20 protein-coding genes are annotated in these 24,290 nt (G+C 65.5%); 18 read left to right on the forward strand and 2 right to left on the reverse strand.

Going from position 1 to position 24,290, the window contains the following annotated elements; all coding sequences use genetic code 11:
• The first annotated feature begins 353 nt into the window (after positions 1-353).
• The 12 genes from rplJ to AC4ELS_RS21330 all read left to right on the forward strand — a co-directional run bounded on the left by rplJ (position 354) and on the right by AC4ELS_RS21330 (position 18,163).
• Entirely contained in the window at positions 354-881 is a 528-nt protein-coding gene (gene rplJ / locus AC4ELS_RS21275) for a 50S ribosomal protein L10 (RefSeq protein ID WP_064886329.1), read from the forward strand.
• Positions 882-957: 76 nt separating this feature from the next.
• Complete coding sequence (gene rplL, locus AC4ELS_RS21280; protein ID WP_064886328.1) at positions 958-1,344, forward strand: 50S ribosomal protein L7/L12; 387 nt, start codon at positions 958-960, stop codon at positions 1,342-1,344.
• Between the two features lie 202 nt (positions 1,345-1,546).
• Positions 1,547-2,632, forward strand: a complete 1,086-nt coding sequence (locus AC4ELS_RS21285; RefSeq protein ID WP_448448206.1) for an ABC transporter ATP-binding protein — start codon at positions 1,547-1,549, stop codon at positions 2,630-2,632.
• Between the two features lie 66 nt (positions 2,633-2,698).
• The gene (locus AC4ELS_RS21290) at positions 2,699-3,796 is read left to right on the forward strand and encodes a hypothetical protein (protein ID WP_499049176.1); all 1,098 of its coding nucleotides are present in this window, start codon (positions 2,699-2,701) and stop codon (positions 3,794-3,796) included.
• Positions 3,797-4,209: 413 nt separating this feature from the next.
• Positions 4,210-7,719 (forward strand): DNA-directed RNA polymerase subunit beta, encoded by a 3,510-nt coding sequence (gene rpoB / locus AC4ELS_RS21295; protein ID WP_064886325.1) that lies wholly within the window; start codon positions 4,210-4,212, stop codon positions 7,717-7,719.
• Between the two features lie 36 nt (positions 7,720-7,755).
• Positions 7,756-11,721: a DNA-directed RNA polymerase subunit beta' gene (locus tag AC4ELS_RS21300; protein WP_498885574.1), complete on the forward strand. Its 3,966-nt coding sequence runs from the start codon at positions 7,756-7,758 to the stop codon at positions 11,719-11,721.
• 174 nt (positions 11,722-11,895) lie between these two features.
• Positions 11,896-12,648, forward strand: a complete 753-nt coding sequence (locus AC4ELS_RS21305) for a deoxyribonuclease IV (protein ID WP_499049178.1) — start codon at positions 11,896-11,898, stop codon at positions 12,646-12,648.
• Positions 12,649-12,713: 65 nt separating this feature from the next.
• Positions 12,714-13,835, forward strand: coding sequence for a phosphatase PAP2 family protein (locus AC4ELS_RS21310; RefSeq protein ID WP_499049181.1), 1,122 nt, complete (start codon positions 12,714-12,716; stop codon positions 13,833-13,835).
• Positions 13,836-14,126: 291 nt separating this feature from the next.
• A complete protein-coding gene (locus AC4ELS_RS21315; protein ID WP_499049184.1) occupies positions 14,127-15,755 on the forward strand; it encodes an acyl-CoA dehydrogenase family protein in 1,629 nt (542 codons plus the stop codon).
• Positions 15,752-16,666, forward strand: coding sequence for a crotonase/enoyl-CoA hydratase family protein (locus tag AC4ELS_RS21320; protein WP_064959287.1), 915 nt, complete (start codon positions 15,752-15,754; stop codon positions 16,664-16,666). Before AC4ELS_RS21315 ends, AC4ELS_RS21320 begins: the two co-directional genes overlap by 4 nt.
• 1 nt (position 16,667) lies before the next feature.
• The gene (locus AC4ELS_RS21325; RefSeq protein WP_499049187.1) at positions 16,668-17,399 is read left to right on the forward strand and encodes a PaaX family transcriptional regulator C-terminal domain-containing protein; all 732 of its coding nucleotides are present in this window, start codon (positions 16,668-16,670) and stop codon (positions 17,397-17,399) included.
• Positions 17,396-18,163 (forward strand): crotonase/enoyl-CoA hydratase family protein, encoded by a 768-nt coding sequence (locus AC4ELS_RS21330; protein ID WP_448448213.1) that lies wholly within the window; start codon positions 17,396-17,398, stop codon positions 18,161-18,163. The genes AC4ELS_RS21325 and AC4ELS_RS21330 overlap by 4 nt, the downstream gene beginning before the upstream one ends.
• On the opposite strand, the gene AC4ELS_RS21335 is transcribed toward AC4ELS_RS21330, so the two are convergent.
• Both AC4ELS_RS21335 and AC4ELS_RS21340 read right to left on the reverse strand, forming a co-directional pair.
• Complete coding sequence (locus tag AC4ELS_RS21335) at positions 18,160-18,576, reverse strand: DUF3060 domain-containing protein (RefSeq protein WP_064886317.1); 417 nt, start codon at positions 18,574-18,576, stop codon at positions 18,160-18,162. The genes AC4ELS_RS21330 and AC4ELS_RS21335 overlap by 4 nt on opposite strands.
• Positions 18,577-18,609: 33 nt before the next feature.
• A complete protein-coding gene (locus tag AC4ELS_RS21340) occupies positions 18,610-18,957 on the reverse strand; it encodes a DUF3060 domain-containing protein (protein ID WP_413784937.1) in 348 nt (115 codons plus the stop codon).
• A gap of 162 nt (positions 18,958-19,119) precedes the next feature.
• Here AC4ELS_RS21340 and AC4ELS_RS21345 point away from each other — a divergent pair, with 162 nt between their 5' ends.
• From AC4ELS_RS21345 to fusA, 6 genes are all read left to right on the forward strand, one after another.
• Positions 19,120-19,698, forward strand: a complete 579-nt coding sequence (locus AC4ELS_RS21345; RefSeq protein ID WP_064886315.1) for a DUF3558 domain-containing protein — start codon at positions 19,120-19,122, stop codon at positions 19,696-19,698.
• A 54-nt stretch (positions 19,699-19,752) separates the two neighbouring features.
• Positions 19,753-20,232 carry a DUF3558 domain-containing protein gene (locus tag AC4ELS_RS21350; RefSeq protein WP_499049190.1) on the forward strand — a complete coding sequence of 160 codons (480 nt, stop codon included), beginning with the start codon at positions 19,753-19,755 and terminating at the stop codon, positions 20,230-20,232.
• A gap of 80 nt (positions 20,233-20,312) precedes the next feature.
• On the forward strand, positions 20,313-20,936 hold the full coding sequence (locus tag AC4ELS_RS21355) for a TetR/AcrR family transcriptional regulator (protein ID WP_055110023.1): 624 nt from the start codon (positions 20,313-20,315) through the stop codon (positions 20,934-20,936).
• A 270-nt stretch (positions 20,937-21,206) separates the two neighbouring features.
• A complete protein-coding gene (rpsL, locus tag AC4ELS_RS21360) occupies positions 21,207-21,581 on the forward strand; it encodes a 30S ribosomal protein S12 (protein WP_003881867.1) in 375 nt (124 codons plus the stop codon).
• On the forward strand, positions 21,581-22,051 hold the full coding sequence (gene rpsG / locus AC4ELS_RS21365; protein ID WP_003881868.1) for a 30S ribosomal protein S7: 471 nt from the start codon (positions 21,581-21,583) through the stop codon (positions 22,049-22,051). The genes rpsL and rpsG overlap by 1 nt, the downstream gene beginning before the upstream one ends.
• Positions 22,052-22,138: 87 nt before the next feature.
• Positions 22,139-24,241, forward strand: a complete 2,103-nt coding sequence (fusA, locus tag AC4ELS_RS21370; protein WP_064932890.1) for an elongation factor G — start codon at positions 22,139-22,141, stop codon at positions 24,239-24,241.
• Positions 24,242-24,290: the final 49 nt, after the last annotated feature.

Here is a 24,290-nt window from a genome sequence, read left to right on the forward strand (position 1 = left end):
CCCGCATCGTCTACCGCCGACTCCATACCGACGAACAAGCACGCCTCAACGACCCCCAACCCGCCGCCGCTTGACATAGGAGCAATGCTCGCGGTGCAGAAGGGGCAAACGGGAGCGCGTTTTGGCTGATTGGTGAGTGTTCGGCTACTCTGGTCGGGTTCCACCGAAGACCGTCGGTCACCTAGCAATAGGTTGAAGGTCCGGGAAATGTCCCGGCGGCCCACGCAGGAGGACGAGGCTAGACCAGTTTTGTATTGGTTATTTCTGCGCCCCGACCTGTCTGCGTCGGGGCGTTCGTCATTTCACGGCCCCAAGTTGGTGGAGCGCCCGATACCCACCACAAGGAGGCATGCATGGCCAAGGCTGACAAAGCCACGGCGGTTGCCGACATTGCTGAGCAGTTCAAGGCGTCGACGGCCACCGTCGTCACCGAGTACCGCGGGCTGACTGTGGCGAACCTGGCTGAGCTGCGTCGTTCCCTCGGCGACTCCGCCACGTACACCGTCGCCAAGAACACTCTGGTGAAGCGCGCCGCTTCCGAAGCCGGCATTGAAGGTCTCGACGAGCTGTTCGCCGGTCCCACGGCGATCGCGTTCGTCCAGGGTGAGCCCGTTGACGCCGCCAAGGCGATCAAGAAGTTCGCCAAGGACAACAAGGCGCTCGTCATCAAGGGCGGCTTCATGGACGGCAAGGCGCTGTCCGTCGCCGAGGTCGAGAAGATCGCCGACCTCGAGTCGCGCGAGGTTCTGCTCGCCAAGCTGGCAGGTGCCATGAAGGGCAACCTGTCCAAGGCCGCAGGCCTGTTCAACGCGCCCGCTTCTCAGGTTGCCCGCCTCGCGGCGGCGCTGCAGGAGAAGAAGGCTGCCAGCGACGCTGCCTAGTAGCCGCTTCCGCTCAGCAATCGCAACCGCACAAACCACCCAACATCTGTAAGAAAAATCAGGAAGGACCATAAACATGGCCAAGCTGTCCACCGACGAACTGCTCGACGCGTTCAAGGAAATGACCCTGCTGGAGCTCTCTGAGTTCGTGAAGCAGTTCGAAGAGGTCTTCGAGGTCACCGCTGCCGCCCCGGTCGCCGTTGCCGCCGCGGGTGCCGCCCCGGCCGCCGCCGAGGCAGCCGAGGAGCAGTCCGAGTTCGACGTCATCCTCGAGGGTGCCGGCGACAAGAAGATCGGCGTCATCAAGGTCGTCCGCGAGATCGTCTCCGGCCTGGGTCTGAAGGAAGCCAAGGACCTGGTCGACAGCGCCCCCAAGCCGCTGCTGGAGAAGGTCACCAAGGAAGCCGCCGAGGACGCCAAGAGCAAGCTCGAGGCCGCCGGCGCCAGCGTCAGCGTCAAGTAGTCCAAACCCGGACCGCAAGAACCCCCGAATCCCGACGGATTCGGGGGTTCTTTGCTTGGATGATCACGATTGGTTCGTATGGAGCCCGGGTACTCCCGAATATTGGGAGACAACCATGTGTGTGCGATGCACCGTGCGCTATGGTGACTCAAGCCACAGGCGCAGCAGGTGGCGGGGTGAGCCGTAGGCGGAAGGATCTTTGATGGGCGTCCAAATCGACGTGACGGGACTGAGCAAATCTTTTGGATCGTCAAAGATTTGGGAAGACGTCACGATGTCGATTCCCGAGGGTGAGGTCAGCGTGTTGCTGGGCCCGTCGGGTACCGGCAAGTCAGTGTTCCTGAAGTCCCTGATCGGCCTGCTGCGCCCCGAGCGTGGCTCGATCGTCATCGACGGCACCAACATCCTGGAGTGCTCGGCCAAGGAGCTCTACGAGATCCGCACCCTGTTCGGTGTGCTGTTCCAGGACGGCGCGCTGTTCGGCTCGATGAACATCTACGACAACACCGCCTTCCCGTTGCGCGAGCACACGAAGAAGAGCGAGAGCGAAATCCGCAACATCGTGATGGAGAAGCTCGAGCTCGTCGGTATGCCCAACGATGGGCACAAGTTCCCCGGTGAGATCTCCGGTGGTATGCGCAAGCGTGCCGGCCTGGCCCGTGCCCTGGTGCTCGACCCGCAGATCATCCTGTGCGACGAGCCGGACTCCGGTCTGGACCCGGTGCGTACCGCGTATCTGTCCCAGCTGTTGATCGACATCAATGCGCAGATCGACGCCACGGTGCTGATCGTGACGCACAACATCAACATCGCCCGGACCGTGCCGGACAACATCGGCATGCTCTTCCGTAAGCAGCTGGTCATGTTCGGCCCCCGCGAGGTGCTGCTGACCAGCGAAGAGCCCGTCGTCAAGCAGTTCCTCAACGGACGCCGTATCGGCCCGATCGGTATGTCGGAGGAGAAGGACGAGGCGACCGCGGCCGCCGAGCAGGCCATGCTGGATGCCGGTCAGCACGACGGCGGTGTCGAGGAGATCGAGGGTGTGCCGCCGCAGCTGTCGGCCACTCCCGGTATGCCCGAGCGCAAGGGTGTGGCCCGCCGCCAGGCCCGCGTGCGCGAGATCCTGCACACCCTGCCGCCGGCTGCGCAGGCCGCGATCCTCGATGACCTTGAGGGCACGCACAAACTGCCGGTGCACGAGTTCGGCGACGAGCCCACCGCGCGCCACCACCGCCCGGTCGAGGACGACGCCCCCACCGGGGCCATCGAGGTTCCTCACCAGAGCTGAGTTTTGACAATCAGGCCGGACCCATCGGGTCCGGCCTGATTTGTGTCGTGAGAGAGCAGGAGCCGAATGCACCCGCAGCGGGGCCGCCCCACCCGATTCGAGAAATTGGGCGGTGGCGTCACCCGGGCGCACGGCGTCGCGCACGGGCACATGACCAACCAGCTGGCGCGCGCCGAATACCTCTCCAAACACTGGCTGTGGGTCGTTTTGGCCCTGGTGACCGTGGTCGTCCCCATCCTCGTCGTTCTGTCCGCCCGCGTACCGTTCTCGGGCGAGAATCTCCCTTATCTCCTGTACGGGCTGGTGTTCGCGGTCGCCATGGGGGTCGGGATCTTCACCGTGTTCGGGTTCGGCCTGCTCGTTCTCGCAGGACCCCGGAGTTGGGCGCTCAAGCTGCCTGCCGGCACCGCCATGTGGGCCGAGTTCAGGCCGGAGGCCATCGGTGTCGGCTGGTCGGAGCACTTCAATGCGCTCTACCTCGACCAGGTGCTTCGGGTCCGGCGTGTTGACTCGGTCCTCGTCGTGCAGGGCGTCGGTGACATCGAACTGCTGATCCCCGACGAACTCGTACCGCCGGACATCGCCGCCACGTTGCTGTCCACCTTCAAAGGGCCTCGTCGGGTGGTTCCGTCGTATCCGGACGCGACGCCCGGTGCGAGGCAGCGGACGGGTCCCGACGGGGTGACCCGCACCAGGGACATTGCCGACGCCGGTTTGGCCGGCCAACTGGGCGCCGCGGTCAAGCGCAGTGTCGTGACGCGGTTGGCGCTCGCACTCGCGATCCTGGTACCGCTGGCGGTGCTCGGCTATTCGTACGTCGAGGACGGGGAGCTGACCGCGTCTTCGGTGCTCCGCGCCGCTGTGCTGCTGATCGCGGCCGTCGGTGCGCTCACGTACGTGGTGTACTTCGCCACGCCGGCGAAATTCCGTCAGTTGGTTCCGCCCGGAGCGCCGATCGCCGCCGAGTTCGGTCCGCAGCAGATCGGGGTGCGTCTGGGAGGCCATTTGCAGATCCTGAAGCTGGCGGGTATCGAGCGAATCTGGCACGCTCACCACGTATTTCACGTCTCGGCGCGGGGTTTGGGAACAGGCCTGGTCATCCCGGAGCGGTTGGTCCCGGCGGATGTCGCATCAGGGCTGCTCGCGCAATTCGGCGCGGCGTGACCCGCGGACAAGATAACGCCGGTTCAACCGTTGCGCGAGCTGCGGATCCGGGGCAGAGTTGGGCGCATCAAACCGCGCGTCACCTCTTGACGGAAGGCCATGGACAGGCCAATCTGTTGGGCAGCATGTGTGAAGGGTTTAGTGGACGCCAGCCAGCGCCGGGTGACCCAATTCATGCAGTGGATGTGTGGTGGTTGAGGAATGCGCCGTCTTGCGCTATCGTTGGACGTTGCGCTGGCTGCACCCTGCCCACCCTCACCTGATCTGCACATACTGTTCTAGCCTGAGCGTTGCTCAGTATCTAGTCCTGTGCCGTGCGTATGGGGTTCTGGACAGGTCAAAGCCAGCCGAACCGACGCAGAATCGCGGCCCAGAAGGACGGCTCTTGCTGGCCCTTTCAAAAGTCGCATGAGGTGCTGGAAGGATGCATCTTGGCAGTCTCTAGCCAGAGCACAGCGAACGCTAACACCAATAACTCCGTCCCAGGAGCACCGAACCGAGTTTCATTTGCCAAGCTCCGCGAACCGCTTGAGGTTCCGGGGCTACTCGACGTTCAGACGGATTCCTTCGACTGGCTCGTCGGAGCGGACGGCTGGCGCCAGAAGGCCGTCGATCGCGGCGAGACCGACCCCAAGGGTGGTCTCGAAGAGGTGCTCGAAGAGCTCTCGCCGATCGAGGACTTCTCGGGCTCGATGTCGCTGAGCTTCTCCGACCCGCGCTTCGACGAGGTCAAGGCGCCGGTCGACGAGTGCAAAGACAAGGACATGACGTACGCGGCTCCGCTGTTCGTCACGGCCGAGTTCATCAACAACAACACCGGTGAGATCAAGAGCCAGACGGTCTTCATGGGTGACTTCCCGATGATGACCGAGAAGGGCACCTTCATCATCAACGGCACCGAGCGTGTCGTGGTGAGCCAGCTCGTGCGCTCTCCCGGTGTGTACTTCGACGAGAGCATCGACAAGTCCACCGAAAAGACGCTGCACAGCGTCAAGGTGATCCCGGGCCGCGGTGCGTGGCTGGAGTTCGACGTCGACAAGCGCGACACCGTCGGCGTCCGTATCGACCGCAAGCGTCGTCAGCCGGTCACCGTGCTGCTGAAGGCGCTGGGCTGGACCAGCGAGCAGATCACCGAGCGCTTCGGCTTCTCCGAGATCATGATGGGCACCCTCGAGAAGGACAGCACCGCTGGTCCCGACGAGGCGCTGCTGGACATCTACCGGAAGCTGCGTCCGGGCGAGCCGCCGACCAAGGAGTCCGCGCAGACCCTGCTGGAGAACCTGTTCTTCAAGGAGAAGCGCTACGACCTGGCCCGCGTCGGTCGCTACAAGGTCAACAAGAAGCTGGGCCTGAACGCCGGCCAGCCGATCACGTCGTCGACCCTCACCGAGGAAGACGTCGTCGCCACCATCGAGTACCTGGTGCGTCTGCACGAGGGCCAGACCTCGATGACCGTCCCCGGTGGGGTCGAGGTTCCCGTCGAGGTCGACGACATCGACCACTTCGGCAACCGTCGTCTGCGCACCGTGGGTGAGCTGATCCAGAACCAGATCCGGGTCGGCCTGTCCCGCATGGAGCGTGTCGTGCGTGAGCGCATGACCACTCAGGACGTCGAGGCGATCACGCCGCAGACCCTGATCAACATCCGTCCCGTCGTGGCGGCGATCAAGGAGTTCTTCGGAACGTCGCAGCTGTCGCAGTTCATGGACCAGAACAACCCGCTGTCGGGTCTGACCCACAAGCGTCGCCTGTCGGCGCTGGGCCCCGGCGGTCTGTCCCGTGAGCGCGCCGGCCTTGAGGTCCGTGACGTGCACTCCAGCCACTACGGCCGCATGTGCCCGATCGAGACCCCTGAGGGTCCGAACATCGGTCTGATCGGCTCGCTGTCGGTGTACGCCCGGGTCAACCCGTTCGGCTTCATCGAGACGCCTTACCGCAAGGTCAACGACGGTGTGGTCTCCGACCAGATCGACTACCTGACCGCCGACGAGGAGGACCGCCACGTCGTGGCGCAGGCCAACTCGCCGATCGACACCGACGGTCGCTTCACCGAGGACCGCGTGATGGTTCGCCGTAAGGGTGGCGAGGTCGAGAACGTGGCCCCGTCCGACGTCGACTACATGGACGTCTCGCCGCGCCAGATGGTGTCTGTCGCGACCGCGATGATCCCGTTCCTCGAGCACGACGACGCCAACCGTGCCCTGATGGGTGCCAACATGCAGCGCCAGGCAGTTCCGCTGGTACGCAGCGAGGCCCCGCTGGTCGGTACCGGTATGGAGCTGCGCGCCGCGATCGACGCCGGCGACGTCATCGTCTCGGAGAAGGCGGGCGTCGTCGAGGAGGTCTCGGCCGACTACATCACCGTGATGGCCGACGACGGTTCCCGGCACACCTACCGGATGCGCAAGTTCGCCCGGTCCAACCACGGCACCTGCGCCAACCAGCGTCCGATCGTGGACGCCGGGCAGCGTGTCGAGGCCGGCCAGGTCGTTGCCGACGGTCCCTGCACCGAGAACGGTGAGATGGCCCTGGGCAAGAACCTGCTCGTGGCGATCATGCCGTGGGAGGGTCACAACTACGAGGACGCGATCATCCTCTCGAACCGTCTGGTCGAAGAGGACGTGCTCACCTCGATTCACATCGAAGAGCACGAGATCGATGCCCGCGACACCAAGCTGGGCGCCGAGGAGATCACCCGGGACATCCCGAACGTCTCCGATGAGGTGCTGGCCGATCTCGACGAGCGCGGCATCGTCCGCATCGGCGCCGAGGTCCGCGACGGCGACATCCTGGTCGGCAAGGTCACCCCGAAGGGTGAGACCGAGCTGACCCCGGAAGAGCGCCTGCTGCGTGCCATCTTCGGTGAGAAGGCCCGCGAGGTTCGCGACACGTCGCTGAAGGTGCCCCACGGTGAGTCCGGCAAGGTCATCGGCATCCGCGTGTTCTCGCGCGAGGACGACGACGAGCTGCCCGCCGGCGTCAACGAGCTGGTCCGCGTCTACGTGGCCCAGAAGCGCAAGATCTCCGACGGCGACAAGCTCGCCGGACGCCACGGCAACAAGGGCGTCATCGGCAAGATCCTGCCCGTCGAGGACATGCCGTTCATGCCCGACGGCACCCCGGTGGACATCATCCTGAACACCCACGGTGTGCCGCGTCGTATGAACATCGGCCAGATCCTGGAAACCCACCTCGGGTGGGTGGCCAAGGCCGGCTGGAACATCGATGTGGCCGAGGGAACGCCGGAGTGGGCGAGCAGGCTGCCCGATGGTCTGCACTCGGCCCCGGTCGACAGCATCGTCAGCACCCCGGTGTTCGACGGCGCCCGCGAAGAGGAACTGGCCGGCCTGCTCGGCTCGACGCTGCCCAACCGTGACGGCGACGTCATGGTGAATGCCGACGGCAAGGCGACGTTGTTCGACGGCCGCAGTGGCGAACCGTTCCCGTACCCGGTGACGGTCGGCTACATGTACATCCTCAAGCTGCACCACCTGGTGGACGACAAGATTCACGCCCGCTCCACCGGCCCGTACTCGATGATCACCCAGCAGCCGCTCGGTGGTAAGGCGCAGTTCGGTGGTCAGCGATTCGGTGAGATGGAATGTTGGGCCATGCAGGCGTACGGCGCTGCCTACACCCTGCAGGAGCTGCTGACCATCAAGTCCGACGACACGGTCGGCCGCGTGAAGGTGTACGAGGCCATCGTCAAGGGCGAGAACATCCCTGAACCCGGTATCCCCGAGTCGTTCAAGGTGCTTCTCAAGGAGCTGCAGTCGCTGTGCCTCAACGTTGAGGTGCTCTCCAGCGACGGCGCGGCGATCGAAATGCGTGACGGTGACGACGAGGACCTGGAGCGTGCCGCTGCCAACCTCGGTATCAACCTGTCGCGCAACGAGTCCGCCTCTGTCGAAGATCTCGCCTGAGTTGTTTTCTAGTCCCGAAAGGGGAAAGGGAGTTACGTGCTAGACGTCAACTTCTTCGATGAACTCCGCATCGGCCTCGCCACTGCGGACGACATCCGTAACTGGTCCTTCGGCGAGGTCAAGAAGCCGGAGACCATCAACTACCGCACGCTGAAGCCTGAGAAGGACGGCCTGTTCTGCGAGAAGATCTTCGGACCGACTCGCGACTGGGAGTGCTACTGCGGTAAGTACAAGCGCGTCCGGTTCAAGGGCATCATCTGTGAGCGCTGCGGCGTCGAGGTGACCCGGGCCAAGGTGCGTCGTGAGCGGATGGGCCACATCGAGCTGGCCGCACCCGTCACGCACATCTGGTACTTCAAGGGTGTTCCGTCCCGGTTGGGCTACCTGCTCGACCTGGCCCCGAAGGATCTGGAAAAGATCATCTACTTCGCGGCCTACGTGATCACCGCGGTCGACGACGAGATGCGCCACAACGAGCTGTCGACGCTCGAGGCCGAGATGGCCGTCGAGCGCAAGGCCGTCGAGGATCAGCGCGACGCCGACCTGGAGGCCCGGGCCCAGAAGCTCGAGGCCGACCTGGCCGAGCTCGAGGCCGAGGGTGCCAAGTCCGACGTGCGCCGCAAGGTGCGCGACGGCGGCGAGCGTGAGATGCGTCAGCTCCGCGACCGGGCCCAGCGTGAGCTGGACCGGCTCGACGAGATCTGGACCACCTTCACCAAGCTGGCCCCCAAGCAGCTCATCGTGGACGAAGTTCTGTACCGCGAGCTGCAGGACCGCTACGGCGAGTACTTCACCGGTGCCATGGGTGCGGAGTCGATCAAGAAGCTCATCGAGACCTTCGACATCGAGGCCGAGGCCGAGTCGCTGCGCGACACCATCAAGAACGGCAAGGGCCAGAAGAAGCTGCGCGCCCTCAAGCGACTGAAGGTCGTCGCGGCCTTCCAGCAGTCGGGTAACTCCCCGCTGGGCATGGTGCTCGACGCCGTGCCGGTGATCCCGCCGGAGCTGCGTCCGATGGTTCAGCTCGACGGTGGCCGCTTCGCCACCTCCGACCTGAACGACCTGTACCGCCGCGTGATCAACCGCAACAACCGGCTCAAGCGACTGATCGACCTCGGCGCGCCCGAGATCATCGTCAACAACGAGAAGCGCATGCTTCAGGAGTCGGTGGACGCGCTGTTCGACAACGGCCGTCGTGGCCGGCCGGTCACCGGACCGGGCAACCGTCCGCTCAAGTCGCTGTCCGATCTGCTCAAGGGCAAGCAGGGTCGCTTCCGTCAGAACCTGCTGGGTAAGCGCGTCGACTACTCGGGCCGTTCGGTCATCGTGGTCGGCCCGCAGCTCAAGCTGCACCAGTGCGGTCTGCCCAAGCTGATGGCCCTGGAGCTGTTCAAGCCGTTTGTGATGAAGCGTCTGGTCGACCTGAACCACGCGCAGAACATCAAGAGCGCCAAGCGCATGGTGGAACGTCAGCGTCCCCAGGTGTGGGATGTCCTCGAAGAGGTCATCGCCGAGCACCCGGTGTTGCTGAACCGTGCACCTACGCTGCACCGCCTGGGTATCCAGGCCTTCGAGCCGCAGCTGGTCGAAGGCAAGGCCATCCAGCTGCACCCGCTGGTGTGTGAGGCGTTCAACGCCGACTTCGACGGTGACCAGATGGCCGTGCACCTGCCGCTGTCGGCAGAGGCTCAGGCCGAGGCCCGCATCCTGATGCTGTCCTCGAACAACATCCTGTCCCCGGCGTCGGGTAAGCCGCTGGCCATGCCGCGTCTGGACATGGTGACCGGTCTGTACTTCCTGACCACCGAGGTCGCCGGCGACCCCGGCGAGTACGTGGCCGCCGCCAAGGATCGTGCGGAGCAGGGCGTGTACAGCTCGCCCGCCGAGGCGATCATGGCGCTGGACCGCGGTGCTCTGTCGGTGCGCGCCAAGATCAAGGTGCGGTTGACGCAGCAGCGTCCGCCGGCCGCCGTCGAGGCTGCACTTTTCGGCTCCTCCGAGCACGGTGGCTGGAAGCCGGGCGACGCCTGGACCGCGGAGACCACGCTGGGCCGGGTGCTCTTCAACGAGCTGCTGCCCAAGGGCTACCCGTTCGTCAACGAGCAGATGCACAAGAAGGTCCAGGCCCGGATCATCAACGATCTGGCCGAGCGCTTCCCGATGATCGTGGTGGCGCAGACCGTCGACAAGCTCAAGGACGCCGGCTTCCACTGGGCCACCCGTTCGGGTGTCACGGTCTCGATGGCCGACGTTCTGGTGCCGCCGCAGAAGCAGGAGATCCTGGAGCGGCACGAGGCCGAGGCCGAGGCGATCGAGCGCAAGTACCAGCGCGGCGCGCTGAACCACAACGAGCGCAACGAGTCGTTGGTCAAGATCTGGCAGGACGCCACCGAAGAGGTCGGTAAGGCGATGGAGGAGTACTACCCGGCCGACAACCCGATCATCACGATCGTGAAGTCCGGCGCCACGGGTAACCTCACCCAGACCCGCACCCTGGCCGGCATGAAGGGTCTGGTGACCAACCCGAAGGGTGAGTTCATCCCTCGCCCGATCAAGTCCTCGTTCCGCGAAGGCTTGACGGTGTTGGAGTACTTCATCAACACCCACGGTGCCCGTAAGGGTCTGGCCGACACCGCTCTGCGTACCGCCGACTCGGGCTACCTGACCCGTCGTCTGGTGGACGTGTCGCAGGACGTCATCGTCCGCGAGACCGACTGCGAGACCGAGCGCGGCATCGTCGTCACGCTGGCCGAGCGCGGTCCCGATGGTTCGCTGATCCGCGATGCGCACGTCGAGACCTCGGCGTTCGCCCGCACCCTGGCCACCGATGCAGTCGATGACAAGGGCAACGTCGTCATCGAGCGCGGCCATGACCTGGGTGACCCGGCCATCGACGCGCTGCTGGCTGCCGGCGTCGCCCAGGTGAAGGTCCGCTCCGTGCTGACCTGTGCCTCGGCCTCCGGCGTGTGTGCCAAGTGCTACGGCCGCTCGATGGCCACCGGCAAGCTGGTCGACATCGGCGAGGCCGTCGGCATCGTCGCCGCCCAGTCCATCGGTGAGCCCGGTACCCAGCTGACCATGCGTACCTTCCACCAGGGTGGTGTTACCGGTGGCGCCGACATCGTCGGTGGTCTGCCTCGCGTGCAGGAGCTGTTCGAGGCCCGTATTCCGCGGAACAAGGCGCCCATCGCCGACGTCGCGGGCCGGGTCCGGCTGGAGGAGAGCGACAAGTTCTTCAAGATCACCATCGTCCCCGACGACGGTGGCGAGGAAGTTGTCTACGAGAAGCTCTCCAAGCGCCAGCGGCTGCGTGTGCTCACCCACGAGGACGGCTCCGAAGGCGTGCTGTCCGACGGTGACCACGTCGAGGTCGGCGACCAGCTGATGGAAGGCTCCGCCGATCCGCACGAGGTGCTGCGTGTCCAGGGCCCCCGCGAGGTGCAGATCCACCTCGTCAAGGAGGTCCAGGAGGTCTACCGGGCCCAGGGCGTGTCGATCCACGACAAGCACATCGAGGTCATCGTCCGGCAGATGCTGCGTCGCGTCACGATCATCGATTCGGGTGCGACGGAGTTCCTGCCCGGTTCGCTGACCGAGCGTGCCGAGTTCGAGACCGCGAACCGTCGCGTCGTGGCCGAGGGCGGCGAGCCCGCGGCCGGACGTCCGGTGCTGATGGGTATCACCAAGGCATCGCTGGCCACGGATTCGTGGCTGTCGGCGGCGTCGTTCCAGGAGACCACTCGCGTGCTTACCGATGCGGCGATCAACTGCCGCAGCGACAAGCTGCAGGGTCTGAAGGAGAACGTGATCATCGGTAAGTTGATCCCGGCCGGTACCGGTATCGCCCGTTACCGCGACATCCAGGTGCAGCCGACCGAAGAGGCCCGCGCTGCGGCGTACACGATTCCGTCCTACGAGGATCAGTACTACAGCCCGGACTTCGGTGCGGCCACCGGTGCTGCGGTGCCACTGGACGATTACGGATACAGCGACTATCGGTAAGGCCGACCGCTAGTTGTCAGTACGAGAAGGGCCCCCGCTTTCGAGCGGGGGCCTTTTTCGTGCGCCGACCGCTGCGAGTGGCCACTTGTCGCACGTGCACGGGCATCTCTGGTGCAATAGGTGGCCACTCGGCGGAGGAAGTGTGTGTCTGTGTGCCCGCCTAGACTTGGCGGCGTGCTCATCGGCTCGCATGTAGACAACACCGATCCATTGGCCGCGGCCGCCGCAGACGGCGCCGACGTGGTGCAGTTCTTCCTCGGCAACCCGCAGAGCTGGAAAAAACCCAAGCCCCGCGAGGACGCCGAGGTGCTCAAGGCCTCGGGGGTGCCGTTGTACGTGCATGCGCCGTACCTGATCAACGTGGCCTCGGCCAACAACCGGGTGCGGATCCCGTCCCGCAAGATCCTGCAGGACACGTGCGACGCCGCCGCCGAGATCGGCGCGACCGCGGTGATCGTGCACGGCGGCCACGCTGACGACAACGACATGGACGCCGGGTTCGAGCGATGGGCCAAGGCGCTGGACTATCTGAACACCGACGTGCCGGTGTACCTGGAGAACACCGCAGGCGGGGATCACGCCATGGCGCGGCATTTCGACACGATCAGCCGGTTGTGGGATCACATCGGGGACAAAGGAATTGGCTTCTGTCTCGACACCTGCCATGCGTGGGCGGCGGGGGAGGCGCTGATCGACGCGGTAGACCGGATCAAGGGCATCACCGGACGCATCGACCTCGTGCACTGCAATGACTCGCGCGATGCGGCCGGCTCGGGCGCCGACCGTCATGCCAATTTCGGTGCCGGGCAGATCGATCTGCAGTTGCTGGCGGCGGTGGTCAAGGCGGCCGATGCGCCCGTGATCTGTGAGACCGCAGAAGAGGGACGCAAGGACGACATCGCGTTTCTCCGCGAGCACGTCGGCTGACACGTTCGGCAACTTGAACCGTTTTCAACGGCACCGTGACGCAAAGGTGAACTAACGTCACCTCTGTGACCGCGGTAGATGATTCGGTAACCGAAGAAGCTCCCGCGCAATCAGGCGCGACCAACCGTGCCAGTCGGCTGCGCATACTGCGGTACTGCGCGATCGCCGGGTGGGCGGCTGTGGTCATCTACCGCACCGTCACCGACGGCTTCGCCTTCAACCGGGAATTGTTGCTGCTCTACATCGCGACCGGTCTGCTGGCAGCGAGTATCGGGCAGGGGCGCCGGATGCTCTACGTCATCCGCGACTGGCTGCCATTCGCACTGGTGCTGGCCGCTTACGACCTGAGCCGGGGCGCTGCCACCCTGGTCGGTCGGCCGACGCTGTGGCACTGGCAGGTCGACGCGGATCGGTGGATGTTCTTCGGCACGGTGCCCACGGTGTGGCTGCAGGAGCGGCTGAAACTGCTCCACCCGCCGTGGTGGGAGGTCGTGATCAGCACGGTGTACATGTCTTTTTTCATCCTTCCCTACGTCGTGGCCGGTGTGCTGTGGCTGCGTGACCGCGAGGAGTGGAAGCGGTTCGTGCGGTTGTTCGTCGGACTGTCGTTCGCGGCGCTGGTCATCTATGCGCTGTTGCCTGCCGCGCCGCCGTGGGCCGCGGCGAGATGCACCGCCGACGATGTCGACGGCGGCCCGTCGGGCCCGGGGTGCATGTTCCGGTCGGCGCGTGTAGCCGTCGACGGAGGCCTGCTCGGCGCCATGCAGGGCAGTCAGGACGGTGCGCACGACTGGATCGAACGGATCGTCACCCGCGGTTGGGGCAAGCTCCACCTGCACACCGCGACGGCATTGATCGACCAGGGCCAGGCCAGCGTGAACCTGGTCGCGGCCATCCCGTCCCTGCACGCCGGCCTGACCGCGGCGGTAGCGGTGTTCCTGTGGAACCGGGTGAACCGTGGATGGCGGCCGTTGTTGGTGGCCTATCCGCTCATCATGGCCTTCACACTCGTATACACCGCCGAGCACTACGTGGTCGACATCCTGCTCGGCTGGACCTTGGCGGCCGTGGTGTTGTTCGCGCTCAATCGGTACGAAACGCGGTCTGCGGGCTCGGCGGAGCGCGACGAACAACCCCGCGACAACGAGGACGTACCGACCGTCGTCGGAGAACTCGACCCGGCCTGATTCGCGGGCCGGGGGCGATCGGCCGGGGTGCCCCTGTTGCCACGCCAGTTCTGACGCGTTTGTCACGCCCGCTCTGTCAGGCCCGTTCTGTCACGCCAGCGTGGCCGTCGACCGCGAGCGCCACGCTGGCGTGACGCGCTCGGGTCCGGCACGTGGGCCCAATCGTCGAGCGTCACGCTGGGGTGGCACCCGGAGTCGAGAGCCACTCCAGCGTGACAACGGGCGATCGGCCGGGGTGGCCGTCCTATTACAACTATTGTGCAGTTGTCGAGAATTTGTAACACTGGGTGCATGGCTGATACGCACGTCGTCACCAATCAGGTCCCCACGCTGGAGGACTACAACCCCGCCACCTCGCCGGTGCTCGCCGAGGCCCTCATCCGCGAAGGCGGAGAGTGGGGCATCGACGAGGTCCACGAACTAGGTGCGATCAACGGCAGCGTCCAGGCGCAGCGCTGGGGTGAGCTGGCCGACCGCAATCAGCCGGTGCTGCACACCCATGACCGCTACGGCAACCGGATCGACGAGGTCGAATACGACCCGGCCTATCACGAGCTGATGAATGTGGCCGTCACCCACGGCCTGCACGGTGCCCCGTGGGCCGATGAGCGGGAGGGCTCGCACGTGGTGCGGGCCGCCAAGACCTCGGTGTGGACGGTCGAGCCCGGGCACGTCTGCCCGATCTCGATGACCTATGCCGTCGTGCCCGCGCTGCGGTTCAACCCCGAGCTGGCCGCGGTCTACGAGCCGCTGCTGACCAGCCGGGTGTACGACCCCGAACTGAAGCTCGCGACGACGAAAGCCGGTATCACCGCGGGCATGTCGATGACCGAGAAGCAGGGCGGCTCCGACGTTCGCGCCGGCACCACCGAGGCCACACCGAACGGTGACGGCACCTACTCACTGCGCGGGCACAAATGGTTCACCTCGGCCCCGATGGGGGACATCTTCCTCGTGCTCGCCCAGGCCCCGGGCGGCCTGAGCTGTTTCTTCCTGCCGCGCATCCTGCCCGACGGCAGCCGCAACCGGATGTTCCTGCAGCGCCTCAAGGACAAGCTCGGCAATCACGCCAACGCCTCCAGTGAGGTCGAGTACGACGGTGCCACGGCCTGGCTGGTTGGTGAGGAGGGCCGCGGCGTGCCGACCATCATCGAGATGGTCAACCTCACGCGTCTGGACTGCACCCTTGGTAGTGCCACCAGCATGCGCACCGGCCTGACTCGGGCCGTGCACCACGCCCAGCACCGGAAGGCATTCGGCGCCTACCTGATCGATCAGCCGCTGATGCGCAACGTCCTCGCGGACCTGGCCGTAGAGGCCGAGGCGGCGACCATGCTGGCGATGCGGATGGCCGGCGCCACCGACAAGGCGGTGCGCGGTGACGAGCGTGAAGCGCTGTTGCGCCGCATCGGTCTGGCGGCGGGCAAGTACTGGGTGTGCAAGCGGGCCACCCCGCACGCCGCCGAGGCGATGGAATGCCTCGGCGGCAACGGTTATGTGGAGGAATCCGGTATGCCGCGGCTTTATCGCGAGGCTCCGCTGATGGGCATCTGGGAAGGCTCAGGCAATGTCAGCGCGCTGGACACCTTGCGCGCCATGGCAACCCGGCCGGAGAGTGTCGCGGTGCTGTTCGACGAACTGTCCAAGACCGCCGGTCAGGATCCGCGCCTGGACCGTCACGTCACGTCGTTGCAGAACGACCTCGCGGACCTCGAGACCATCCAGTACCGGGGGCGCAAGGTGGCCGAGGACATCTCACTCGCACTGCAGGGCGCGCTGCTGGTGCGGCACGGCCACCCCGCGGTGGCCGAGGCTTTCCTGGCCAGCCGGCTCGGTGGGCAGCGGGGTCAGGCCTTCGGCACGCTGCCGACCGGGCTCGACCTCGCCCCGATCCTCGAGCGGGCGCTGGTCAAGGGATGAGCGTCGAGACGCTCAAGACGATGACCTACGAGGTCACCGACCGGATCGCACGAATCACGTTCAACCGCCCCGAAAAAGGCAACTCGATCGTCGCCGACACCCCACTGGAACTGCAGATGCTGGTCGAGCGGGCTGACCTGGACCCGAACGTCCACGTCATCCTGGTGTCGGGCCGCGGCGAGGGGTTCTGCGCCGGGTTCGACCTGTCGGCCTACGCCGATGGAACCGGCGAGGCCGGGGGTGGCCGTTACGACGGAACCGTGCTGTCCGGCAGAACCCAGGCCATCAACCACCTCCCGGACCAACCCTGGGACCCGATGGTCGACTACCAGATGATGAGCCGGTTCGTGCGTGGATTCTCCAGCCTGATGCATGCCGACAAGCCGACCGTGGTCAAGATCCACGGCTACTGCGTGGCCGGCGGTACCGACATCGCGTTGCACGCTGACCAGGTGATCGCCGCCACCGACGCCAAGATCGGCTATCCGCCCATGCGGGTATGGGGCGTTCCGGCCGCCGGCCTGTGGGCGCACCGGCTGGGGGATCAACGCGCCAAACGCCTTCTGTTCACCGGGGATTGCATCACCGGCGCGCAGGCCGCCGAATGGGGTCTGGCCGTGGAGGCGCCTGAGCCCGAGGATCTGGACGAGCGCACCGAGCGTCTCGTCGCGCGCATCGCCGCGATGCCCGTCAACCAGCTCATCATGGCCAAGCTGGCCTGCAACTCCGCCTTGCTGCAGCAGGGTGTTGCCACCAGTCGGATGGTCAGTACGGTGTTCGACGGCATCGCCCGGCACACTCCCGAAGGACACGCCTTCGTGGCCGACGCCGTCGAACACGGCTTCCGTGAGGCGGTGCGCCATCGCGACGAACCGATGGGTGACTACGGGCGCAGGTCTTCCGGGGTCTGAGATGTCCGCGCTCAAACGGATGACGGCCCGCTCGGTGGTGCTGAGCGTGCTGCTCGGCGCGCATCCGGCATGGGCGAGTGCCGCCGAGCTGATCAGGCTGACAGCCGATTTCGACATCAGAGAGCCGACGCTGCGGGTGGCGCTGACGCGCATGGTCAGTGCCGGTGACCTGGTTCGCTCCGAGGACGGTTACCGACTGTCGGACCGGCTGCTGACCCGTCAGCGCCGCCAGGACGACGCGATCGATCCCCGGTTGCGTGAGTATGGCGGTCAATGGCTGACGCTGGTCATCACCAGCGTCGGTACCGACGCCCGTACCCGCGCGTCGTTGCGGAACACCCTGCAGCAGTATCGGTTCGGTGAGCTGCGCGAGGGCGTGTGGATGCGCCCGGACAATCTCGACCAGGCGTTGCCGCAGGAGATCACCCATCGGGTGCGGGTCTTGCACACCCGGGACGACGATCCGGCCGGCCTGGTCGCCGCGCTGTGGGACCTTCCCGGCTGGCGGCGCACCGGCGAGCACTTGTTGGACGAGATGGCTGACGCGGCCGACGTTCCAGGACGGTTCGTCGCGGCCGCGGGCATCGTGCGTCACCTGCTCTCGGACCCCGTGCTGCCCGACGAACTGCTGCCGGGCAGTTGGCCGGGTACTGAATTGCGTAAGGCCTACAACGACTTCGCTGCCGAACTCGTTGATCGGCGCGATCAGAACGAACTCATGGAGGCGACGTGACCGAAGCTGTCCGGGTCGAACGCAACGGGGCGGTGACCACGGTCATCATCGATCGCCCGCACGCCCGTAATGCGGTCGACGGTCCTACCGCGGCGGCCTTGTTCGCCGCGTTCGAGCAGTTCGACGCCGATGACGACGCGGCGGTCGCGGTTCTGACCGGGGCCGGTGGAACCTTCTGCGCCGGTGCCGACCTCAAAGCCTTCGGCACACCTCAGGTGAACCGGCTGGACCCCGCCGGACCCGGGCCGATGGGACCGAGCCGAATGGTGTTGTCCAAGCCGGTGATCGCGGCGATCAGCGGCCACGCCGTGGCCGGCGGATTGGAGCTGGCCCTGTGGTGTGACCTGCGCGTGGTCGACGAGGATGCGGTGATGGGCGTGTTCTGCCGCCGGTGGGGAGTGCCACTGATCGACGGCGGCACCGTCCGGTTGCCCCGGCTGATCGGGCAGAGCCGCGCCATGGACCTGATCCTGACCGGACGCGCCGTCGACGCCGCCGAGGCCCACGCGATCGGTCTGGCCAACCGGGTGGTCCCGAAAGGCCAGGCCCGCGAACATGCCGAGGAGCTCGCCGCCCAGCTCTCTCGGCTCCCACAGCAATGTCTGCGGGCCGACCGGCTCTCGGCACTGCATCAGTGGGGCGAATCCGAGCAGGCAGCAATGGAATTCGAGTTCGCCAGCATCAACCGGGTCGCGGGTGAGGCGGCCGAGGGAGCCGGTCGGTTCGCCGGGGGAGCCGGCCGGCACGGTGCCAGCGCGAGCTAGCCCTTGTTGACCTTGTTGTTGCTGCCGGTATTGGTGACCTTCGGGTCGCCCGCCGCGTAGCTGACAGTGTTGTTGAGCCCGATGATGGTGAGGCCCTTGTCGATCCGCTCGAAGGTGATCTTGTTGTCGGAACCGCCGATGTTCACGTTCGCGCAGGTGCCCTTGACGGTCAGCGTGTTGTTGGTGCCGCCCACCGTGAGGGATTTGCCGTCGGCGCAGTCGATGTCGGTCGTGGTGCCGACCGACATGTAGTTGATGGTGTTGCCGACCTCGACATTGACCCCGGATTCTCCCGCAGTGGCGCTGGGGGTGGCGGTGTCCGAGCTTTCGGATCCACAGGCCGCCAGGGTGAGAGCGGCCGCGGCGGCGCCGACCGCGAGGACCAGCTGGGTATGGGGGAAACGGGTGAGCACGGGGTCTGCCTCTGCTTTCTTCCTCAGGCTTGGTCAGGCGGGAACGCGGCTGATCTGGTTGACCATCGCCAGTTCTCGGCCGCGGTCGACGATAATCGGGTCGCCGTTCTTGAAGAACACCGTCTGGTCCCAGCCGTACACGGTGATGTCGTTGATGACATTGTCGGCGACGATCACGTTGGACGTCCCCTGAACCGTGATCGCCCAGCAGGTGCCCAAGGCGTTGACCCGGTTGTTGGATCCGTTGACGAGCAGCGTGGCGTTGTTGCAGTCGATTGTTTGTTCCAGGCTCTGGCCGGTGACGGTGGTGTCACCGTTCTTGGCTGCGGCGCCGGGCGCGCCGACGGTGAGCGCCAACGGCAATGCGACCAGACCGGCCATCACTGTCCGGCTCACAGCTGTCCAATTCACGATGAGTTCCCCTTCCGATGCGCTGCGAGAAGAGTACGTGGCGCTGTCGCGGTGACGGCAGGTGTTCGTCAGTTTGACGGGCGGTTGCCGACGGGTCGCGTGTGGTGTCGGTGCTGGGTACCGTGTTCAGCAATGCGCCGGTGTGTTGTTCATGCTGCTGCCGTGGCAGTCACAGCCGTGGTGACCGTCGCGGGGTGTTCGCACACCATCGACGGGGCTGCCCGCCGTGCGTCGGCCGATACCGCCGATCCCGATCGCAGTTTCGGGTACGTCGACGACCGGTGCGGTCTGTTGGTCGACAGCACGGTCCAGGAGATCCTTGCCGCAGACAATGTGGTGCGCCCGTACAGCGGCGCGGTGTGCCAGTACGTGTTGTCGCGTAAGACCGGCGGGACGCCGAACGCCGGCGGGCCGGCAATGCTCGACGTGATCTTCTCCTGGTTCGAAGAAGGGTCCCTGGATCGGGAGCGGGCGGTGGCCCGCAGTCGCGACGCCCAGATCACCGACACCGTGGTGGAGCGGCACCAGGCATTCCTCGCCCGTCGCGATGTCACCGGCGCGGCCTGCTCGGCGACCGCCTCGGCCGGATCGGGCGTCATCAGCTGGTGGGTGCAGTTCCGTCGCGCGGCCGGTGCCGGACCGGCTGCCAAGGGCGACCCCTGCCAGGACGCCAAGAAGCTGCTCTCGGCCACCCTGCAATCGGAACTCTGACCCGTGACGCATCGCTGCCTCGCCGCGAGGTACTTGGTCGGCTTCGCAGCCGCAGTGGCGTTGCTGACCGCCTGCGGGCCGTCGGACACGTCGCCGGCTCCCGGGCCTGCAGCTCCCGGCGGCGGTTTCCATGGCGCGGACTGCAACGGGGTCACCGACGCCGATATCACCGATGCCGTCGGATCGTCGATGTTCACCAAGGCCGTGGTCAGCGACAACGGGTGCTTCTGGCAGGAGAACTCGGTGCTGGGCACGTTCGGTGCCGGCATGGGCATCTCCACGTGGTGGTACCGGGGCAGCGACATGGACACCGAACGGACATTGGAGACCCGGGCCGGACGCACGCTCACCGAATTGTCGATCGACGGGAACAAGGGCTTCCGGGCGGCCGACGCAAATGTGTGCAGCATCTATGTGGCCAAAGGCGAAGACGTCATCACGTGGTCGATCCAGACGATGAATCCGGCCACGCTGCCCGATCTGTGTCAGGTCATCGAGAAACTCGCCCGGCTCAGTCAGGGCCGGGTCAACTGATCTGCGCTGTCTGAGGGGCTACAGTTTCACGGCGACCCCAACGGTGGGGTCGATCACATCGACTCGAAGGCAGTACCTACATGTCAGCTCGGCCGGAGCCACAGGCGGCTGGCACTCGACGCTCTCCGTCACGGCCGGCGCGGACCACGAAGCTCAGCCGTGACGCGATTGTCAATGCGGCGTTGACGTTCTTGGACCGCGAGGGTTGGGACGCGCTGACCATCAATGCCCTGGCCAATCAGCTCGGCACGAAGGGCCCGTCGCTCTACAACCACGTGGACAGCCTGGACGACCTGCGACGCACGGTCCGGATGCGGGTGATCGACGACATCATCGAGATGCTCAACACCGTCGGCTCCGGCCGCACCCGTGACGATGCCGTGTCGGTGATGGCCAGCGCCTACCGCAGCTACGCCCACCACCATCCGGGTCGCTACTCGGCTTTCACCCGGATGCCGTTCGGCGGTGACGATCCGGAGTACTCGGCTGCCACCAGGAACGCGGCCGGACCGGTCATCCAGGTGCTGACGTCTTATGGGCTGGAAGGCGAGGATGCCTTCTACGCCGCGCTGCAGTTCTGGTCGGCTCTGCACGGCTTCGTACTCCTGGAAATGACCGGGGTTATGGACGATATCGACACCGATGCGGTATTCACCGATATGCTGCGACGACTGGCCGCCGGTATGGGGCAGCGAGAGTCGTAGCGTCTGACCTGGGGATAGGTCGTCGTGAGCGGGTTTGGTTCGGCGAGGCCAGCCCTGGTATCGTGGTAGATCGTGCCTGGCCGGAAGACGCCTGCGGCTGAGTGTTTCGCAGGCGTGCCCGCACGCCGGGCCAATCTGCATGTCTAACACGCATCGGAATTCCACCGGTGTAAGCACGTGCGACACGCCCGGACGCGGGGTACGCGGCCGGGGGATAACTGCAGTACAGAGACTTAGAACAGTAGAGAGCAACACAGAGAAAGCCGGTACATGCCAACCATCAACCAGCTGGTCCGCAAGGGTCGCCGCGACAAGGTCGCGAAGGTCAAGACCGCGGCCCTCAAGGGCAGCCCGCAGCGCCGTGGTGTGTGCACCCGCGTGTACACCACCACCCCGAAGAAGCCGAACTCGGCGCTTCGCAAGGTCGCGCGCGTCAAGCTGACCAGTGGGGTTGAGGTCACCGCCTACATCCCCGGTGAAGGCCACAACCTGCAGGAGCACTCGATGGTGCTGGTGCGCGGCGGTCGTGTGAAGGACCTTCCGGGTGTCCGTTACAAGATCATCCGCGGGTCGCTGGACACCCAGGGCGTCAAGAACCGCAAGCAGGCCCGTAGCCGCTACGGCGCCAAGAAGGAGAAGAGCTGATGCCGCGCAAGGGTCCCGCGCCGAAGCGTCCGTTGGTCAACGATCCGGTCTACGGGTCGCAGCTGGTCACTCAGCTGGTCAACAAGGTTCTGCTGGACGGCAAGAAGTCACTGGCGGAGCGCATCGTCTACGGTGCGCTGGAGCAGGCTCGCGACAAGACCGGCACCGATCCGGTCGTCACCCTCAAGCGCGCGCTCGACAACGTCAAGCCCGCCCTCGAGGTGCGTAGCCGCCGCGTCGGTGGTGCCACCTACCAGGTTCCGGTCGAGGTTCGCCCCGATCGCTCCACCACCCTGGCTCTGCGCTGGCTGGTCAGCTTCTCCAAGGCCCGGCGTGAGAAGACCATGATCGAGCGCCTCGCCAACGAGATCCTGGATGCGAGCAACGGTCTGGGTGCAGCTGTGAAGCGCCGTGAGGACACTCACAAGATGGCCGAAGCGAACCGGGCTTTCGCGCACTACCGCTGGTGATACCCGCGCCCGGCATCCAGCGTCGGGTGCCGGTACGCGCGCAATCGAACACCTAATCAAGCAAGCGAAAGAGTTGGGAAGACTTCCGTGGCACAGGACGTGCTGACTGACCTGAACAAGGTCCGCAACATCGGCATCATGGCGCACATCGACGCCGGCAAGACGACGACGACCGAGCGCATCCTTTATTACACCGGCGTCAATTACAAGATCGGTGAGACGCACGACGGTGCCTCCACCACCGACTGGATGGAGCAGGAGCAGGAGCGTGGTATCACCATCACCTCCGCAGCCGTCACCTGCTTCTGGAACAACAACCAGATCAACATCATCGATACCCCCGGGCACGTCGACTTCACCGTTGAGGTGGAGCGCAGCCTGCGTGTGCTCGACGGTGCCGTTGCCGTCTTCGACGGCAAGGAGGGTGTTGAGCCCCAGTCCGAGCAGGTGTGGCGTCAGGCCGACAAGTACGACGTGCCCCGGATCTGCTTCGTCAACAAGATGGACAAGCTCGGCGCGGACTTCTACTTCACCGTGCAGACCATCAAGGACCGCCTCGGCGCCAAGCCGCTGGTGATCCAGCTGCCGATCGGTGCCGAGAACGACTTCGAGGGCATCATCGACCTGGTCGAGATGAACGCCAAGGTGTGGCGCGGCGAGACCAAGCTCGGTGAGAGCTACGAGACCGTCGAGATCCCCGCGGATCTGGCCGACAAGGCCGCCGAGTACCGCAGCGAGCTGCTGGACACGGTCGCCGAGACCGACGAGGCGCTTCTGGAGAAGTACCTCGGCGGCGAAGAGCTCACGATCGACGAGATCAAGGGCGCCATCCGCAAGCTGACCGTGGCCAGCGAGCTGTACCCGGTGCTGTGTGGCAGCGCGTTCAAGAACAAGGGTGTGCAGCCGATGCTGGACGCCGTCATCGACTACCTCCCGTCGCCGCTGGATGTCGAGTCCGTCAAGGGCCACGTCCCCGGCAAGGAGGACGAAGAGGTTCTGCGCAAGCCGTCCACCGACGAGCCGTTCGCCGCGCTGGCGTTCAAGATCGCCGTGCACCCCTTCTTCGGCAAGCTCACCTACGTGCGCGTGTACTCGGGCAAGGTCGAGTCCGGTGCGCAGGTCATCAACGCCACCAAGGGCAAGAAGGAGCGGCTGGGCAAGCTGTTCCAGATGCACGCCAACAAGGAGAACCCGGTCGAGTCGGCCTCCGCTGGTCACATCTACGCCGTGATCGGTCTGAAGGACACCACCACCGGTGACACCCTGTGCGATCCGAACCAGCAGGTCGTGCTGGAGTCGATGACCTTCCCCGATCCGGTGATCGAGGTGGCCATCGAGCCCAAGACCAAGAGTGACCAGGAGAAGCTGGGCACCGCGATCCAGAAGCTCGCCGAAGAGGATCCGACCTTCAAGGTGCACCTGGACCAGGAGACCGGCCAGACCGTCATCGGCGGTATGGGCGAGCTGCACCTGGACATCCTGGTGGACCGCATGCGTCGCGAGTTCAAGGTTGAGGCCAACGTCGGTAAGCCCCAGGTGGCCTACCGCGAGACCATCCGCCGCAAGGTGGAGAAGGTCGAATTCACCCACAAGAAGCAGACGGGTGGCTCCGGCCAGTTCGCGAAGGTGCTCATCGACCTCGAGCCGTTTGTCGGCGAGGACGGTGCCACCTACGAGTTCGAGAACAAGGTCACCGGTGGCCGCATCCCGCGCGAGTACATCCCTTCGGTGGATGCCGGTGCGCAGGACGCCATGCAGTACGGCGTGTTGGCCGGCTACCCGCTGGTGAACATCAAGGTGACGCTGCTTGACGGCGCCTACCACGAGGTCGACTCCTCGGAAATGGCGTTCAAGGTGGCGGGTTCGCAGGTGCTGAAGAAGGCTGCTCAGGCGGCCCAGCCGGTCATCCTGGAACCCATCATGGCTGTCGAGGTCATTACACCCGAGGACTACATGGGTGACGTGATCGGCGACCTGAACTCCCGCCGTGGTCAGATCCAGGCCATGGAGGAGCGCAGCGGTGCGCGTGTCGTCAAGGCGCAGGTGCCGCTGTCGGAGATGTTCGGCTACGTCGGCGACCTTCGGTCGAAGACCCAGGGCCGGGCTAACTACTCCATGGTGTTCGACTCGTACGCCGAGGTTCCGGCGAACGTGTCGAAGGAGATCATCGCGAAGGCGACGGGTCAGTAAGCTCGTCGCGGCAACTGTCGCGGCTCACAACTGAACACATCATCATTGC

The organism is Mycobacterium shunyiense, assembly GCF_058270035.1.

Coding starts and splice junctions, on each gene's coding strand:
- rplJ (WP_064886329.1), top strand. CDS start 354: ATGGCCAAGGCTGACAAAGCCACGGCGGTTGCCGACATTGCTGAGCAG.
- rplL (WP_064886328.1), top strand. CDS start 958: ATGGCCAAGCTGTCCACCGACGAACTGCTCGACGCGTTCAAGGAAATG.
- AC4ELS_RS21285 (WP_448448206.1), top strand. CDS start 1,547: ATGGGCGTCCAAATCGACGTGACGGGACTGAGCAAATCTTTTGGATCG.
- AC4ELS_RS21290 (WP_499049176.1), top strand. CDS start 2,699: ATGCACCCGCAGCGGGGCCGCCCCACCCGATTCGAGAAATTGGGCGGT.
- AC4ELS_RS21315 (WP_499049184.1), top strand. CDS start 14,127: ATGGCTGATACGCACGTCGTCACCAATCAGGTCCCCACGCTGGAGGAC.
- AC4ELS_RS21320 (WP_064959287.1), top strand. CDS start 15,752: ATGAGCGTCGAGACGCTCAAGACGATGACCTACGAGGTCACCGACCGG.
- AC4ELS_RS21325 (WP_499049187.1), top strand. CDS start 16,668: ATGTCCGCGCTCAAACGGATGACGGCCCGCTCGGTGGTGCTGAGCGTG.
- AC4ELS_RS21340 (WP_413784937.1), bottom strand. CDS start 18,957: ATGGCCGGTCTGGTCGCATTGCCGTTGGCGCTCACCGTCGGCGCGCCC.
- AC4ELS_RS21345 (WP_064886315.1), top strand. CDS start 19,120: ATGCGCCGGTGTGTTGTTCATGCTGCTGCCGTGGCAGTCACAGCCGTG.
- AC4ELS_RS21355 (WP_055110023.1), top strand. CDS start 20,313: ATGTCAGCTCGGCCGGAGCCACAGGCGGCTGGCACTCGACGCTCTCCG.
- rpsL (WP_003881867.1), top strand. CDS start 21,207: ATGCCAACCATCAACCAGCTGGTCCGCAAGGGTCGCCGCGACAAGGTC.
- rpsG (WP_003881868.1), top strand. CDS start 21,581: ATGCCGCGCAAGGGTCCCGCGCCGAAGCGTCCGTTGGTCAACGATCCG.